Source organism: Bradyrhizobium sp. LA6.1 (genome assembly GCF_040547805.1).
Lineage (GTDB): Bacteria > Pseudomonadota > Alphaproteobacteria > Rhizobiales > Xanthobacteraceae > Bradyrhizobium > Bradyrhizobium barranii.
In genome coordinates this window covers 1-15,726 of sequence record NZ_JBEPQK010000013.1, presented here as the reverse complement: position 1 = coordinate 15,726, position 15,726 = coordinate 1, and the positions used below count along the sequence as shown (strand labels likewise).

Here is a 15,726-nt window from a genome sequence, read left to right as displayed (position 1 = left end):
CTCGAAGGATGAAGGCCCGGCTCTCGCCAATCCCTACGCCACCGCCCCGAGATCCTTCGCCGCCTTCCAGTTACGCCAGAAATCATGAGGCATCTGGATGTGCGTGCTGCCCAGGAACGAGAACGCGTCGTTGACGGCGTTGGAGAAGGCCGGAACACCGCCGACATTCGGGCTTTCGCCGACGCCCTTGGCGCCTATGGGGTGATGCGGCGACGGGGTGACGGTGAAGTCGGTTTCCCAATGCGGCGTCTCCACCGCAGTCGGCATGAAGAAATCCATGAACGAGCCGGTGACGACGTTACCGACCTCGTCGTAGCGGATCTCCTGGCCCATCGCGATGGCGAAGGCCTCGGTGAGGCCGCCATGCACCTGGCCCTCGATGATCATCGGGTTGATGCGGGTGCCGCAATCGTCCAGCGCATAGAAGCGCCGGACCTTGTACACGCCGGTATCGACGTCGATGTCCATCACGCAGAGATAGGCACCGAACGGATAGGTCATGTTGGGCGGATCGTAATAGCTCACCGCCTCCAACCCCGGCTCCATGCCCGGCGGCACCGAATTGTACGCCGCCCAGCAGATATCCTTCATCGACATGAATTTTTCCGGCAGGCCCTTCACCCGGAAGCCGTCGATGTCGAATTCGAGGTCGTCTTCGTGGACCTCGAGCTTGTAGGCCGCGATCATCTGCGCCTTCGCCTTGATCTTTCGCGCGGCCATGGCGATCGCGGCACCCGCAACCGGAGTCGAGCGCGAACCATAGGTGCCGAGCCCGTAGGGCGCGGTGTCGGTGTTGCCCTCCTCCACCATGATGTTGTCGGCGGGAATGCCGATCTCGGTCGCGATGATCTGGGCCCAGGTGGTCTCGTGACCCTGGCCCTGGCTCTTGGTGCCCATGCGCGCGATGCCGGCACCGGTCGGATGCATGCGGATCTCGCAGGAATCGAACATCGCGATGCCGAGGATGTCGCAGTTCTTCGACGGGCCAGCACCGACGATCTCGGTGAAGAAGGAGATGCCGAGCCCCATGATCTCGCGGGTCTCGCCCCGCGCGAACGCGACACGCTTCTCCGCCTGCTCTTTCCGGAGCGCGGCATAGCCGGTCGTCTCCATCATCTTGCGCATGGCGGTGTGGTAGTCGCCGGAATCGTATTCCCAGCCGAGCGCCGAGTGATAGGGAAACTGCTCCGGCTTGATGAAGTTCTTCAGCCGGAGTTCAGCGGGGTCCATGTTGAGCTTCTGCGCCAGGATATCCATGGCGCGCTCGATGCAATAGGCGGCCTCCGTGACGCGGAACGAGCAACGATAGGCGACGCCGCCCGGCGCCTTGTTGGTGTAGACGCCATCGACAGCCAGATGTGCGGTCGGGAAGTCATAGGATCCCGTGACGATATTGAAGAAGCCGGCCGGCCATTTCGACGGGTCGGCGCAGGCGTCGAACGCGCCGTGATCGGCGAGCACGTGCACACGCAGGCCCGTCACCTTGCCGTCCTTGGTCGCGGCGACCTCGGTTGTCATATGATAGTCGCGCGCGAACGAGGTCGCGGTGAGGTTCTCGATGCGGTCCTCGACCCATTTCACCGGCTTGCCGGTGACGATGGAGGCCACCGCCGCACAGATATAACCGGGATAGGCGCCGACCTTGTTGCCGAAACCACCGCCGATGTCGGGCGCGATCACGTGGATCTTGTGCTCCGGAATTTTTGCGATCAGCGCCACCACGGTGCGGATCACGTGCGGGGCCTGGAAGGTGCCGTAGATCGTCAGCTCGCCCTTGATCTTGTCGAAAGAGCAGACGCACTGGCAGGTTTCGAGCGGCGACGGATGGGTGCGGTGATAGGAGATCATCTCCTTGATCGTGACCTCCGCCTTCCTAAAGGCGGCGTCTGTGAGGTCCTTGTCGCCGACGGTCCACTCGAAGATGTGGTTGTCGTGCTTGCGCGGACCATGTGCGCCGGACATCTTGCCGACGAGGTCCTCGCGCAGCACCGGCGCATCCGCATTCATCGCTTTGAAGGGATCGACCAGTGGCGGCAACGGCTCGTATTCGACGATGACCGCGTTGATGCCGTCATCCGCCGCATAGCGGTCGGTGGCGACAACGAAGGCGACCTCCTGATTCTGAAACAGCACCTTGCCGTCGGCCAGAACCATCTGCACGTCGCCGGCCAAGGTCGGCATCCAGGCGAGGTTCACGGTCTTCAGCGTCTCAGCGGTGATGACCGCGAGCACGCCGGGCACCTTTAGCGCCGCGCTGTCGTCGATCTTCTTGACGCGCGCATGCGGATGCGGCGAGCGGACGAAGTCGCCGTGCAGCATGCCGGGCAGCTTGACGTCGTCCACGTAATTGCCCTTGCCCTGGGTGAAGCGGATATCCTCGACGCGCTTGCGCTTGCAGCCCATGCCTTCGAGTGCGGCGGTGCGTTGTTCCCGCGTGGGAGTGAGGTCGTTCATTCTGCGGCCTCCTGGAATTCCACGCCGTTGATCTTTGCGGCGGCGTATTGAATGGCTTTGACGATGTTCTGGTAGCCGGTGCAGCGGCAGATGTTGCCGGAGATGCCCATGCGGATTTCCGGCTCGCTCGGCGAGGGATTTTCCTTCAGCAGCCGATGCGCGCGGACAATCATGCCGGGCGTGCAGAAGCCGCATTGCAGACCGTGCATCATTCGGAAACCTTCCTGGAGCGCCGAGAGCGTGCCGTCGGCATTGGCCATGCCTTCGATCGTGGTGATGTCACTGCCATCAGCCTGCACCGCAAACATGGTGCAGGACTTCACCGACATGCCGTCGATATCGACGGTGCAGGCGCCGCAATGCGTCGTCTCGCAGCCGATATGGGTGCCGGTCATCTGCAGATTCTCGCGGATGAAATGCACCAGCAGCGTGCGCGGCTCGACGAGGCCTTCGACCTCGGCGCCGTTCACCTTCATGGTGACGTGTGTTTTGGCCATCGATCCCTCCCTTTATTTCGCGACGGCAGCGGCGCGCTGCAGCGCCCGCGTCACCATGATGCCGCCGACATGTTTTCTGTATTCGACCGGACCGCGCGCATCCGCGGCTGGCGCCATGATCGCTTCGGCGGCAGCGGCCGCTTTCTTCAGCGTGGCGACGTCGAGGCTGGTACCGATCACGGCCTTGGCGGCGTCAGCGGCGAGCAGCGGCGTCTCGTGGACGTTGGTGAGCCCGATCGCGCAGGTCGCGACCTTGCCGCTCGCCATGGTGAGAACCACGGCGGCGGCGGCGGTGGCGTAGTCTCCGACCTTGCGCTTGAGTTTTTCGTAGGCGTAGCCGTGGCCGGCCGCGGGCACGGGAACCAAGACGGAGGTCAGGATCTCGCCGGGCTCGAGCGCGGTGAAATAGGCGCCCTGATAGAAGTCGGCCGCCGCGACGTCGCGGGAGCCACCCGGGCCTTCGAGGCGATACGTCGCACCCAGCGTCATCATCAGCGCCGGCATGTCATTGCCGGGATCGCCATTGGCGACATTGCCGCCGATCGTGCCGCGGTAGCGCACCTGCGGGTCGGCGATCAGCAGTGCCGCTTCATGCAGGATTGGCATCGACTTGGCGACGTCGTCCGAGGCCAGCAACTCGTGCTGGGTAGTCATCGCGCCGATGACCAGATTGTTGCCGTCGCGGCTGATGCCCTTGAGGGCGGCGATGCCGTGCAGGTCGATCAGATGGGCGGGGGTGGCGAGCCGAAGCTTCATCATCGGCACCAGACTGTGCCCGCCGGCCAGCGGCCGGGCATCCTCGCCAAGGTCTACCAAGAGCTTGACGGCATCGGCGACACTCGCCGGCCGGTGATAGCTGAATGAGCCTGGGATCATCATCTCCTCCTCGTCGTCCTCTGGCGCGTGACGGCGCGGACGTTGGAGGGGACGGTCACTCCGAGAGGGGCGCCCCGCAATCATTCGGGCACGGAACAGCGGATTTCGCACGAGTTGCGGCGGGGAACGCACGAATTGCGTCAGGGGTAGCGACGTATGGCGGCGGCCACTTACCCTCCCCTGGAGGAGGAGGGTCGACCGCGCGAAGCGCGGGCGGGGTGGGGTGATCTCTCCACTCGGGGAGTATTCATCGCGGAGGGACCGTCACCCCACCCCGCTCCGCACTACGCTCCGCTCCATGCGAAGCGACCCTCCCCCTCCAGGGGAGGGTAAGGAAGAGCGCGCCTCCCGTGCGGCCCGACTCTACGCGTGCCGCCTATTCGCCAGTCCCAGCCTTGCCTTCACCTCGGCAATCTTGGCCCGGCTGACCGGGACCCGATGCGGCGACGGGCCGTCGAGCTCGAGCACGGCGCCATCCCCCTCTTTGCGGACCAATGCGACATGGGGGATGGCAACGATATGGCTGCGGTGCACCCGGAGGAACAGCGAGGGATCGAGCTGCGCCTCGGCCTCCGAGATCGACCAGGGGCACATTCGCTCGCGGGTGCCGTCGTGAACACGGGTGTAGTGCGCATCGGCCCGGACGCTGCGGACATTGGCTGTCTCGATGAAGTGCGTGCCGTCGGCGCTCTCGACCGGCAATCGGGGAACCGGCGCGCGGGGCGGCTGGCCGAGACCGCCGAGGGGTGCCACCGGGCGCGGAGCTGCAGCCGGCGCAGCGATCAGTTCGATGGCGGCCACCGCGACCGGCGAAGCAACCGGTTCGGCGGCAACAGAGGTCGACGTCTGACGCCGCTGGTCGGGAACCAGCGACAGCAGGAAGCCGGCTGCGATGACGAAGCACAGCACCGCAACGATGATCGACAAGATTTGCTGCGACGCGGCAAGGCCGCCGCCGGCGTGGTGATGCGCCGCACCGGTCAGCGGCTCGAAATGCATACCCAGCATCGCGGTATAATGCATGCCGGAGACGGCGACGCCAAAAACAATCGAGCTGACGATCAGCCGGACGCCCTCCTGCTGCGCCAGGAAGGCGCGCAGGCCGCCATAGGCCGTGACGATCGCCACCGCGACCGAGAGCAGCACCATGGTCCGGTCGTGGACGATACTGAAATGACCGGCGAGGCCATGGATGCCGACATAATGCATGCTGGCGATGCCGACGCCGAGCAGGACTGCCGACGACGCCACCCGCTTCAGGGATGGCTCGCCAATCGAGACAAAGAACAAGGAGATGCCGACCACCAGCGCGCAGATCAGGAACGAGATGATGGTGGGAAGAACGAGATAGACCGTGTCCGGTGGCAGCGGCGCGGCCAGCATGCCGACGAAATGCATGGTCCAGATGCCGACGGCCAGAAATGCCGCCGCACCCGCGAGCAGAACGCGGTTGCTGACGCCGGGCGTGTTGCGGATGCGAGCAGCAAGCGCAAAGCCGGTATAGCCACCCAGACTCGCGACCGCCACAGAGAGCGCGACGAGATAGGGATCGTGTCCTTCGAACATGATCTTGTCGGCCGCCCGTCTCCACGGCACGGCCTCCTCCCGCCGCCGACTTTATAGGGACGGCGACGGGATTGACAATCAGCGGCGTGTGAGCGGACGGCTACACGATGCCCGCCGCGACCTGACCGCGCAGGCGCTCCAGACCGAGCAATGTCTCGGCACAGGCTGCGGCGACCTCGACGCCCTTGATCGCAAAATGCCTGCGGAAGAAATCGTAATGCACCTCAGTCTCGTGGAATTGCTGCGGCGTCAGCACCGCCGAGAACACCGGCACCTCGGTGCGCAGCTGCACGTCCATCAGCGCCTTGATCACGGTGTCGGCGACGAACTCGTGGCGGTAGATGCCGCCGTCGACAACGAGGCCCGCCGCGACGATCGCGGTGTAGCGCCGCGTCTTGGCGAGGATCTGCGCATGCAGCGGGATCTCGAACGAGCCCGGCACCTCGAACACGTCGACATGATTGAGGTGACGTGCGGCCGCCTCCTTCACGAAGGCGATGCGGGCCTCCTCGACCACGTCGCGGTGCCAGCAGGCCTGCACGAAGGCCACCCGCTGCGGTTTCGCGAAGCGCGGATGCTCGGGTGCCGGATCCTGCGGAACCGGCGGTTGGGTGACTTCGGAAGTTTCGGTTTGGGGGTCTTGCAACATCTGATTCATGGCTTTCCTTCAAAGGACCAGAATCAGGGCACACGGAACGACAAGCAGCCGCACCTTGCGATGCGTCTGCCACCGACCGTTCTCTTTCATCCGGACTTTAACCGTCGGCTTCGGAGTTGCACCGAATCTGCTGACCCTTCCCTTCGGCAAAATTCCTTTTCAGGAAGATTCCTCGGAGAAGGCGCTCGCGGGCTTGGGCCTTGCGACCCTTACCGCCGGTGGGGACTTTCACCCCGCCCTGAGAACATCGGCCGCCCGGGATGAACGGCCTGACCCGAAATATGACGCCGCCCGGCGGCCGCAGCAAGCGCGTTCCGCATGAAAAACCGCATGGTCCCATGCTGCCATGACGGGTGTGGCCTCGCCCGGCGGAATTAACGATTGGCGCGCCATCGGCGAATCCGATTCCGATTTGTTCTCATTCGTTAAGAATTGTGGCGGAGATGAGCTGTGGACGAACGAGTCCTGGCTTGTGGACGGACTCGGCAGCCAGTTGCGCAGATTCCGCAAATCACATCACTTGATCCGCGACAGGCTCGCGCTGATCCGAGGGGATCGCGACAGCGACGTTGAGGGAGCGCGCCGGGCCGACCGCGTGCGTATCAAAGACAACAAAAAGGCAAGAGGTCGAGACGGAATGTCCCTGCTCGAAGGCACTATCGATTCCAGAAATCACCCGCTCGCGGTGGTCGAGGACATCGCTGCCAGCAACAACTGGCCGTTCGAACGCTCCGGCGAAGACGAGCTCACGATTGTCTCCAAGGGACAATGGACCGACTATCAGATCTCCTTCACCTGGATGGGTGAGATCGAGGCGCTGCATCTGGCTTGCGCCTTCGACATGAAGATTCCGGTTGCGCGGCGAGGCGAAGTGCAACGGCTGGTCGCTGCGGTCAACGAGCAATTGTGGGTCGGCCATTTCGACCTGTGGACCAACACCGGCATGATCATGCACCGCCAGGCGCTGGTGCTGCCGGGCGGGCTCACCGCCTCGACCGCGCAATGCGAAGCCATGCTCGCCGGCGCCATCCATGCCTGCGAGCGCTACTTTCCCGCGTTCCAGTTCGTGGTGTGGGCCGGCAAGACCACCGCACAGGCGATGGACGCGGCGATGTTCGACACGGTGGGAGAGGCGTAAGGCCTCTCTCCAAGATCGTGAGGGGCGCGCGCCCCCTCCTCAGCATCGTCCCGGACAAGGGGAGCGCAGATCCGGACCCATACCGCGTGATGTCTCCGTATCGCGCGATGCTTGTTGCTCCGCCCTCCATCCACTAGAACCGCCTGTGGTTATGGGTCCCGGCCTTCGCCGGGACGACACCTTTGTTTGTGGTGACCACAGTGGCAGACAGCAGCACTCTCAAGAACATCACCGGCACCATCCTCCTCGCCGGCGCCGGCAAGATGGGCGGCGCGATGCTGACCGGATGGCTTTCGGGCGGACTCGACCCGCGTCGCGTCGCGGTGATCGATCCGCACATCTCACCTGAGATCACCGCTCTTGCCGCCAACGGCGTTGCGCTCAATCCCGATGTCAGCGCCGTCGGTACGGTCGAGACGCTGGTCGTCGCGGTGAAGCCGCAGATGTTCCGCGAGGCCGGCGCCAGGCTGAAGCAATTCGTCTCCGCCAAGACCTCGGTGGTCTCGATCATGGCGGGAACCACGATCGCATCGCTCGAAGAGGTCTGCGGTGGCGCCGTGGTGCGCGCGATGCCGAACACGCCGGCCGCGATCGGTCGCGGCATCACGGTCGCCGTCGCGGCGAAGAACGTCAGCACCACGCAGTGCGCGGTAGCCGATGCGCTGCTGCGTGCCACCGGCTCGGTCGAATGGGTCGAGGATGAAGGCCTGATGGATGCGGTCACCGCGGTGTCCGGCTCAGGCCCGGCCTATGTGTTCCTGCTCGCCGAAGAGCTCGCGCGCGCCGGCGTCGAGGCCGGACTGCCCGAGGCGCTGGCGACGAAGCTTGCACGCGAAACCGTCGCGGGCTCTGGTGAGCTTCTGCATCAGTCAGAGCTTCCCTCCAGCACGCTGCGCCAGAACGTCACCTCGCCGGGCGGCACCACCGCCGCAGCACTCGGCGTGCTGATGGGCGAGCCGGGCTTGCGCGATCTGATGATCCGCGCGATCGCGGCCGCGACGAAGCGGTCGAAGGAGTTGGCGAAATAGCGAGGTGTCGTAGGGTGGGTTAGCCCTGCGGACTGCGCGAAGCGCAGACCGCTTGGCGTAACCCACCGCTTCTATTTCCGCGGCGGCAGAAGTGGTGGGTTACGCCTTCGGCTAACCCACCCTACAGTTTCGAGCCTGCGGCTAGCCGCTTGTTGAACATCTCGACATTCACGAGCCCGCGCGCATGGCGGCCCTCGCCGAGCCTGCGCGTGCCCTCGAACGCCTCGACCTCGAAGCGGATGACGCGGCGCTCGACCGCGACCACCTTCGCGGTGGTCCGCACCGTCGCGCCGACGAGAGCGGCTGCGAGGTGGCGGATATCGACTTCGGTGCCGACGGTGACCCAGCCCGGCTGAAGCGCGGCGCGGATCGCGTCGCCCGACGTCATCTCCATCTCCAGGATCATCATCGGCGTCGCATAGACCATGGGCATGCCGGGCACGAAATGCCCGACCGTCCGCTCAGCCGGCACCACCAGCGTGCGCTCGGCGCTCATGCCGACCTTGATGAAGTCGCGTGCGTCCATGGGGGCCTCAAACTCCGCTGTCGTCCCGGACAAGCGCAGCGAAGCGGAGCGCTGGTCCGGGACCCATAACCACAGGGAGTAGTTTGGCGAAGACTCCGAGTTACCAGCTCGCCAAATAACCACTGCCTGTGGTTATGGGTCCCCGCTTTCGTGCGCAATTGCGCACTCGGCGGGGACTACAGTGGAGACTGCCGATATAGCGCTGGCTATTTCTTCGCAGCCGCCGCGCGCTCAACAAAGGTCTTGCCGCCCTTCATCTTGTGACGGAGCGGGGCTTCGTTGATCTGGATGACGACGGCATCGGCATCGACACCGAGATTCTTCACCAGGGCCTGGGTGATGTCGCGCATCATGCCGGCCTTCTGCTCGTCGGTGCGGCCTTCGGCCATGCTGACGGTAATCTCAGGCATCGTTCTCTCCCTTGCGGCCGAACACCGGCCATTGACGGTCGCCATCAAACAAGACGTGGATGCCTGGGACAAGCCCGGGCGTGACGGCCTTCCGGAATGGCTATCCCCACTTTACGTCATGGCGGCCCAGGACTTCGCGCACCTTTGCGACGAGGTCGGCTTCGCTGCACGAGAACTGCGCCGGGCGGCTCTCGCGCCACTCCTGGTTGGAGGCGATGGCGGCGGCGGCCTTGGCGCCTTCGATCAGATCCTTGATCTGCAGCTCGCCGCGCGCCTTTTCATCCGAGCCCTGGATGATCACGCAAGGTGAGTTGCGGCGGTCGGCATATTTGAGCTGGTTGCCCATGTTCTTGGGATTGCCGAGATAGAGCTCGGCACGAATGCCGGCAGCGCGCAACGACGCCACCATTTTCTGATAGTCGGCGACGCGGTCGCGATCGAACACGGTGACGACGACGGGGCCGAACTCGGGCCGCGTGTCGAGCTTGCCGAGCAGCGTCAGCGCGGCCTGGAGCCTGGACACGCCGATCGAGAACCCGGTCGCCGGCACCGGCTCACCGCGGAAGCGCGAGACGAGGCCGTCGTAACGTCCGCCGCCTCCGACCGAGCCGAACCGCACCGGCCGGCCCTTCTCGTCCTTGGTCTCGAGCAGGAGTTCGACCTCGTAGACAGGGCCGGTATAATATTCGAGGCCGCGCACGACGGAGGGATCGATCTTGATGCGGTCCGCGCCGTAACCCGACGCCGTGACCAGCTTGGCAATCTCTTCCAGCTCGCTGACGCCGGCCTGACCAATCTCGCTCTTGGCGAGGTAAGTTTCCGCCGCGGCGATCGCGTCTTTCCAATCGTCGCGCGGTTTGGTGATGGCGAGAACGACGTCGGCTTCAGCTTCGCTCAAATTGGCGCCTTTCGTGAAGTCGCCCTTGCCTTCTTCGCCGCCATCCCATCGTCCGGGACCGAGCAGCTTGCGCACTTCGTCGGCGGAAAACTTGTCGAGCTTGTCGATCGCGCGCAGCACAGTCAGTCTGCGCGCGGCATTCTCGTCACCGCCGAGCCCGATGGCTTCCAGAACGCCGTCGAGCACTTTGCGGTTGTTGACCTTCACGACATAGGAGCCGCGCGCAATACCGAGCGCCTCCATGGTGTCCGCGGCCATCATGCAGATCTCGGCATCCGCCGCCGGCGTCGCCGAGCCGACCGTGTCGGCGTCGAACTGCATGAACTGGCGGAAGCGGCCGGGGCCGGGCTTCTCGTTGCGGAACACGTAGCCGACGCGGTAGCTGCGGTAGGGCAGGACCAGACCGTCGGTGCCGTATCGCTCGCCGACATAGCGGGCGAGCGGCGCGGTCAAATCGTAGCGCAAGCTGATCCACTGCTCGTCATCGTCCTGGAACGAGAACACGCCCTCGTTCGGACGGTCCTGGTCGGGCAGGAACTTGCCGAGCGCATCAGTGTATTCCATCGCCGGCGTTTCCACGGGCTCGAACCCGTAGAGCTCGTAGACGGCGCGGATCTTCTCGACCATCTCGCGCGTCGCCCGGATCGCGGCGGGATCGCGATCCTCGAGCCCGCGCGGCAGGCGCGCCTTCAGTTTCTGGGGTTTTTTGGGTTTCTCGGCCATGCGCGGCGTTTACCAGCCGACGCGCGGTGCGGCAACCGAAGTTCGCTTTACTTCGCCCCGCTTGCGGGGAGAGGGGAAGAGAATCTACGGCTGCTCCATCCGGGCCCGCAGGGCATCCGCGTCCGCCTTTGGCAGCGACTTCAGCGTCGGCTTGATGGTCTGGCCGCCGACGATCTTGCCGTTGCGCATGAACATCCAGTCTGAAATGTCGGCTTCGCTGAACTTGACCGCATCGCCGGCCCGCTTGCCCGGCAGATCGCGCGGCTCGTTGGCGAAGAGGCCCGAATAGGTGGCGTTCGGCAGCTTCTTCACGTCGCCGATCCAGATATGCTCTCCGCCCCTGCGGGTCGAAAAGCGCACCTTCAAGGCGTGCCCGGTCTCCGACGGCTTTGGCGCGTCATAGGACGCCCAGAAGGTGGGAAGCGTGCCGCGGGCGCGCGCGATCGCGGTGTTCATCTCGGGATCGGTGGTGCGCACGTCGACGATCGGCGAGCGGTCTTGTGCGACGACCTCCGGCATGGGCCCGATGGTCAGGATGCCGAAAACGCTGACGCCGGTGATTGCGGCGAGAACGACCCATTTCATGGGCTGGGAGAGTTTTGTTGCCATGTTCGCGATGTCCAGGATGCTTCGATGTCTCCTGGCTTTGTCGCGTGTCGGCAGCCGCACGTTCATAGCGCGAAAAGCCACAAACGTTGCGCGTTTCCCCTCTCCCTTGTGAGAGAGGGGAAACGTAATCGCCGTCGATCAAAACACCTTGCGGATCCAGTTGTGCGGATCGTTGGTGCGGCCGTACTGGATGTCGATGAGCTGCTTGCGCAGGCCCATGGCGACGGGGCCGGCGACGCCGCCGCTGATGTCGAAATCGCCGCTCACCGAGCGCACCTTGCCGATCGGCGAGATCACGGCAGCGGTGCCGCAGGCGAACGCTTCCTTCAGCTTGCCGCTCGCCGCATCCTTGCGCCACTGGTCGAGCGAGTACGGCTCCTCGCGCACCGTCTTGCCGGCATCCTTCGCGAGCGCGATGATGGAGTCGCGGGTGATGCCGGGCAGGATCGTGCCGAGCGGCGGCGTCGAGAGCGAGCCGTCCTCGAACACGAAGAAGACGTTCATGCCGCCGAGCTCCTCGATGTAGCGGCGCTCGACCGCGTCGAGGAAGACGACCTGATCGCAACCGTGCTGGATCGCTTCGGCCTGCGCACGCAGGCTCGCCGCGTAATTGCCGCCGCACTTGACGGCACCGGTGCCGCCGATCGCGGCGCGGGTGTAGTTCTCCGAGACCCAGATCGAGACCGGCGCAGGTCCGCCCTTGAAATAGGAGCCAACCGGCGAAGCGATCACCGCGAAGATGTATTCGGACGACGGCTTGACGCCGAGGAAGGTCTCGCTCGCGATCATGAAGGGGCGCAGATAAAGGCTGCCCTCGCCGCCCGGCATCCAGGCGCGATCGATGCGCACGACCTGCTCGACCGCCTCGATGAAGACGTCCTCGGGCAGCTGCGCCATCGCCATGCGGTCGGCGGAATCCTTGAAGCGGCGCGCATTGGCGTCGGGGCGGAACAGGTTCACGCCGCCGTCGTCACGCTTGTAGGCCTTGAGGCCTTCGAAGATTTCCTGCGCGTAGTGCAGGACCGCGCCGGCCGGATCGAGCTGGAAGTTGGCGCGCGCCTCGATGCGCGCTTCGTACCAGCCGCCCTTGGCCTGGTTGTAGCGGACGATCGCCATGTGATCGGTGAAAACCCGACCGAAGCCGGGATCCACCAGCTTGGCGACGCGGTCCTTCTCGGATGTCGGATTGGATGCGGGCTGGATGTCGAATTTCATACTCATGTCCTTGCCTCCCGCTGCCGGTAGCGGCGCTGTTCTGGCGCCCGCCTGCCCTGTTTGGGCCCGGCTGGCTTGATTAGGTTGTGGCTGGACCGCCGCCAGCCTTGTTACGGCCGGTTTCCGTGGCCAGCATGTCGCCGAGGACATGCTTTTGCGGAAGGCGGAAGTCCAGTATGTTTTGCCGAAATGCCGCTCGACAATCGCACGGTAGATCTGCTTCGGCCGTCGCCGCCTGTCCGACTCTCTCCGGCCGCTCCTAGAACTGCCACCCGACGCGAAGCGATCTAAAATTTCGTGCGGGCTAATCGTTTTGTAACATTGAACCCAAGATACGTCAATATGCCTGACATAAATTTCGCAACTCCCTCTCAAGACGCAGCCGAGCCGCGGCCGGCCGCAGGCGATGGAGGCAATTTGCGCTGGGATATCATCGAACTGCTGTTCTTCGCCTATCGTGATTTCGTCGGCGATCCCGACCAGGAGCTGGAGGCTTTCGGCTTCGGCCGGGCCCACCACCGGGTCATGCATTTCGTCTATCGCTATCCCGGCCTCAAGGTCGCCGACCTGCTCGATGTCCTGCGCATCACCAAGCAGTCGCTTGGCCGCGTACTCAAGCAGCTCCTGGACGAGGGCTATATCGTGCAGAAGACCGGCGACAATGACCGCCGCCAGCGCCTGCTCTACGCGACGCCGAAGGGCGAGGCGCTGGTGCAGAAGCTCGCCGGGCTCCAGACCACGCGGATCACCAAGGCGCTCGCCGAGCTGGCGCCGCAGGAAGCCGATACCGTCAAGCGCTTCCTGCGCGCGATGATCGACCGCGACGATCCGGACAAGGTGCTGGAGACGATCTTCGCCAACGTCAATCAGGACGGAAAGGAGTGAACGTGCCGTTCGCTGCCACGCTCGCCCGCCCGCCGGTAGAACCGGCCGACGATGCGCCGCATCTGCTGCTGGTCGACGACGACCGCCGCATCCGCGATCTATTGTCGCGCTTCCTCGCCAGCGAAGGCTATCGCGTCACCACCGCGGCAAGCGCCGGCGATGCACGCTCGAAGCTCATGGGCCTGCATTTCGATCTCCTGATCCTCGACGTCATGATGCCCGGCGAGACCGGCTTCGACCTCGCCCGCTTCATCCGGACCTCATCCTCGGTGCCGATCGTGATGCTGACGGCGCGGCACGAGGCCGAAGCCCGCATCGAAGGCCTGCAGATCGGCGCCGACGATTACGTGGCAAAACCGTTCGAGCCGCGCGAGCTTGCGCTGCGCATCAACAACATCCTCAAGCGCGCCGCACCGCCGCCGCAAACCGCCGCGGTGGAGAAGATCGCGTTCGGCCCTTACGTCTACCATCTCGATCGCGGCGAACTGCGCCAGGGAGAGGAGGTCATTCACCTCACCGACCGCGAACGCGAGATGTTGCGGATTCTCTCGGAAACGCCGGGTGAGACTGTGCCGCGCAGCGCGCTCACCGGCAATGGCAGCGTCAACGAGCGCGCCGTCGACGTGCAGATCAACCGCCTCAGGCGCAAGATCGAGACCGATCCCGCCAATCCGCTGTTCCTCCAGGCGGTGCGCGGGATCGGCTACCGCCTGGTGGCCTCGCCATAAAGCAGTGAAGCGCGACCGATGAGCACGATCGATACCGGCCTGACGCTGTTGAAGAGCGCCGCCGGCCGCGTCTCCGCCGCCAATGGCTGGATGGGCAACGCGTTCAAGGGCTGGATGCCGACCGGCCTCTATGCGCGTGCGCTGCTGATCATGATCGTACCGATGGTGATCCTGCAATCGGTCGTCGCCTTCGTGTTCATGGAGCGGCACTGGAACACGGTGACGCGCCGCCTGTCGGCCGCTGTCGTGCAGGACATCGCCGCACTGATCGACGTCTACAAGGGCTATCCGCAGGACAAGGACCGCAACGAGATCCGCCGCATCGCCCAGCAGCGCCTCGGCCTCGTGGTGGACTTCCTGCCCGCCGGCGACATGCCGCCGCCGGGCCCAAAACCGTTCTTCTCGCTGCTCGACCAGACGCTGTCGGTGCAGCTCGGTCGCCAGATCGGACGCTCGTTCTGGATCGACACCGTCGGCCGCTCCAACCTCGTCGAGATCCGGATCCAGCTCGACGATGCCGTGATGCGCGTGTTCGCGCAGCGCAGCGCCGCCTATGCCTCGAACTCGGAGATATTCCTGTTCTGGATGGTCGGCACGTCCTCGATCCTCCTGATCGTCGCGGTGCTGTTCCTGCGCAACCAGATCAAGCCGATCCTGCGGCTGGCAGACGCCGCCGAAAGTTTCGGCAAGGGCCGCGAGGCGCCGAACTTCAGGCCGCGCGGCGCGCGCGAGGTACGGCGCGCGGCGGTCGCCTTCCTCGAGATGAAGTCACGCATCGAGCGCACGATGGAGCAGCGCACCGCGATGCTTGCCGGCGTCAGTCACGATCTGCGCACCATCCTGACCCGGTTCAAGCTCGAGCTGGCGCTGATTGGCGACAACCCAGAGCTCGAGGGCATGCGCAAGGACGTCGACGAGATGTCGATGATGCTGGAGGACTACCTTGCGTTTGCCCGCGGCGATTCCGGCGAGCAGTCGCAGCCGACCGACATGGCGCAGGCGCTCGAGGAGCTGCGCAGCGACGCCGAGCGCCACGGCCACACCGCGACCGTCGCGTTCCACGGCCTGCCCGTGGTGACCGTGAAGCCGGCCTCGTTCAAGCGCTGCCTCGCCAACCTCGTCACCAACGCGGCGCGCTACGGCAAGAGCATCGCCATCAACGGCCAGCGCGATCACCGTTATTTGACCGTCACGGTGGAGGACGACGGCCCCGGCATTCCCGCACACTTGCGCGAAGAGGTGTTCAAGCCGTTCCTCCGGCTCGACAACGCCCGCAACCAGGACGAAGGCGGCACGGGCTTGGGGCTAGCCATCGCCCGCGACATCGCGCGCTCGCATGGCGGCGACATCACCCTCGGCGACAGCCCGATGGGGGGATTAAGGGCGAGCGTCAGGATACCGGTGTAGCTTTGCTCTTCCTTCTCCCCTTGTGGGCCTGTTGCGTTATCGGCTTTTGAGGCTGAAGACGTCAGGAGAGAAGGCCTTGGTCCTGGCAATGCCTGCGAAGATCTGTAG

At 64.8% G+C, this 15,726-nt stretch carries 15 protein-coding genes and 1 riboswitch; of the genes, 5 read left to right on the top strand and 10 right to left on the bottom strand.

All coding sequences use genetic code 11. From position 1 onward, the window contains the following. Positions 1-33 precede the first annotated feature (33 nt). The 5 genes from ABIB99_RS27720 to ABIB99_RS27700 form a co-directional block, all read right to left on the bottom strand. Positions 34-2,454 carry an aerobic carbon-monoxide dehydrogenase large subunit gene (locus tag ABIB99_RS27720; RefSeq protein ID WP_354178413.1) on the bottom strand — a complete coding sequence of 807 codons (2,421 nt, stop codon included), beginning with the start codon at positions 2,452-2,454 and terminating at the stop codon, positions 34-36. Further along, positions 2,451-2,951, bottom strand: coding sequence for a (2Fe-2S)-binding protein (locus ABIB99_RS27715; protein ID WP_063985567.1), 501 nt, complete (start codon positions 2,949-2,951; stop codon positions 2,451-2,453). The genes ABIB99_RS27720 and ABIB99_RS27715 overlap by 4 nt, the downstream gene beginning before the upstream one ends. Positions 2,952-2,963: 12 nt before the next feature. Beyond that, positions 2,964-3,827 carry an FAD binding domain-containing protein gene (locus ABIB99_RS27710; RefSeq protein WP_354178410.1) on the bottom strand — a complete coding sequence of 288 codons (864 nt, stop codon included), beginning with the start codon at positions 3,825-3,827 and terminating at the stop codon, positions 2,964-2,966. Positions 3,828-4,190: 363 nt separating this feature from the next. Beyond that, positions 4,191-5,393: an MHYT domain-containing protein gene (locus tag ABIB99_RS27705; RefSeq protein WP_354178732.1), complete on the bottom strand. Its 1,203-nt coding sequence runs from the start codon at positions 5,391-5,393 to the stop codon at positions 4,191-4,193. A gap of 100 nt (positions 5,394-5,493) precedes the next feature. After that, positions 5,494-6,051 (bottom strand): 6,7-dimethyl-8-ribityllumazine synthase, encoded by a 558-nt coding sequence (locus ABIB99_RS27700; protein ID WP_071909551.1) that lies wholly within the window; start codon positions 6,049-6,051, stop codon positions 5,494-5,496. Positions 6,052-6,125: 74 nt separating this feature from the next. Further along, a riboswitch (FMN riboswitch) is annotated at positions 6,126-6,301 on the bottom strand. Positions 6,302-6,688: 387 nt separating this feature from the next. Here ABIB99_RS27700 and ABIB99_RS27695 point away from each other — a divergent pair. Beyond that, on the top strand, positions 6,689-7,189 hold the full coding sequence (locus ABIB99_RS27695; RefSeq protein ID WP_028151553.1) for a type III secretion system chaperone family protein: 501 nt from the start codon (positions 6,689-6,691) through the stop codon (positions 7,187-7,189). Between the two features lie 191 nt (positions 7,190-7,380). Beyond that, positions 7,381-8,217, top strand: coding sequence for a pyrroline-5-carboxylate reductase (gene proC / locus ABIB99_RS27690; RefSeq protein WP_354178407.1), 837 nt, complete (start codon positions 7,381-7,383; stop codon positions 8,215-8,217). A gap of 121 nt (positions 8,218-8,338) precedes the next feature. Here the strand turns inward: proC and ABIB99_RS27685 are convergent, their stop codons facing one another. From ABIB99_RS27685 to ABIB99_RS27665, 5 genes are all read right to left on the bottom strand, one after another. Continuing rightward, positions 8,339-8,743, bottom strand: a complete 405-nt coding sequence (locus ABIB99_RS27685) for a thioesterase family protein (RefSeq protein ID WP_282522016.1) — start codon at positions 8,741-8,743, stop codon at positions 8,339-8,341. 206 nt (positions 8,744-8,949) lie between these two features. Next, on the bottom strand, positions 8,950-9,198 hold the full coding sequence (locus ABIB99_RS27680; protein WP_071909549.1) for a tautomerase family protein: 249 nt from the start codon (positions 9,196-9,198) through the stop codon (positions 8,950-8,952). Positions 9,199-9,253: 55 nt separating this feature from the next. Beyond that, the gene (hisS, locus tag ABIB99_RS27675; RefSeq protein ID WP_354178404.1) at positions 9,254-10,774 is read right to left on the bottom strand and encodes a histidine--tRNA ligase; all 1,521 of its coding nucleotides are present in this window, start codon (positions 10,772-10,774) and stop codon (positions 9,254-9,256) included. A gap of 84 nt (positions 10,775-10,858) precedes the next feature. After that, on the bottom strand, positions 10,859-11,383 hold the full coding sequence (locus tag ABIB99_RS27670) for a YegJ family protein (RefSeq protein ID WP_354178402.1): 525 nt from the start codon (positions 11,381-11,383) through the stop codon (positions 10,859-10,861). Positions 11,384-11,521: 138 nt separating this feature from the next. Continuing rightward, on the bottom strand, positions 11,522-12,604 hold the full coding sequence (locus ABIB99_RS27665; protein ID WP_354178400.1) for a branched-chain amino acid aminotransferase: 1,083 nt from the start codon (positions 12,602-12,604) through the stop codon (positions 11,522-11,524). A 336-nt stretch (positions 12,605-12,940) separates the two neighbouring features. On the opposite strand from ABIB99_RS27665, the gene ABIB99_RS27660 reads away from it, so the two are divergent. From ABIB99_RS27660 to ABIB99_RS27650, 3 genes are read left to right on the top strand one after another with little or no spacing between them, the layout of a single operon-like run. Then, a complete protein-coding gene (locus tag ABIB99_RS27660; RefSeq protein WP_354178398.1) occupies positions 12,941-13,483 on the top strand; it encodes a MarR family winged helix-turn-helix transcriptional regulator in 543 nt (180 codons plus the stop codon). Continuing rightward, positions 13,480-14,211 (top strand): response regulator, encoded by a 732-nt coding sequence (locus tag ABIB99_RS27655; RefSeq protein WP_028169830.1) that lies wholly within the window; start codon positions 13,480-13,482, stop codon positions 14,209-14,211. The genes ABIB99_RS27660 and ABIB99_RS27655 overlap by 4 nt, the downstream gene beginning before the upstream one ends. Positions 14,212-14,229: 18 nt before the next feature. Further along, positions 14,230-15,618 (top strand): ATP-binding protein, encoded by a 1,389-nt coding sequence (locus ABIB99_RS27650; protein WP_028151545.1) that lies wholly within the window; start codon positions 14,230-14,232, stop codon positions 15,616-15,618. Positions 15,619-15,726: the final 108 nt, after the last annotated feature.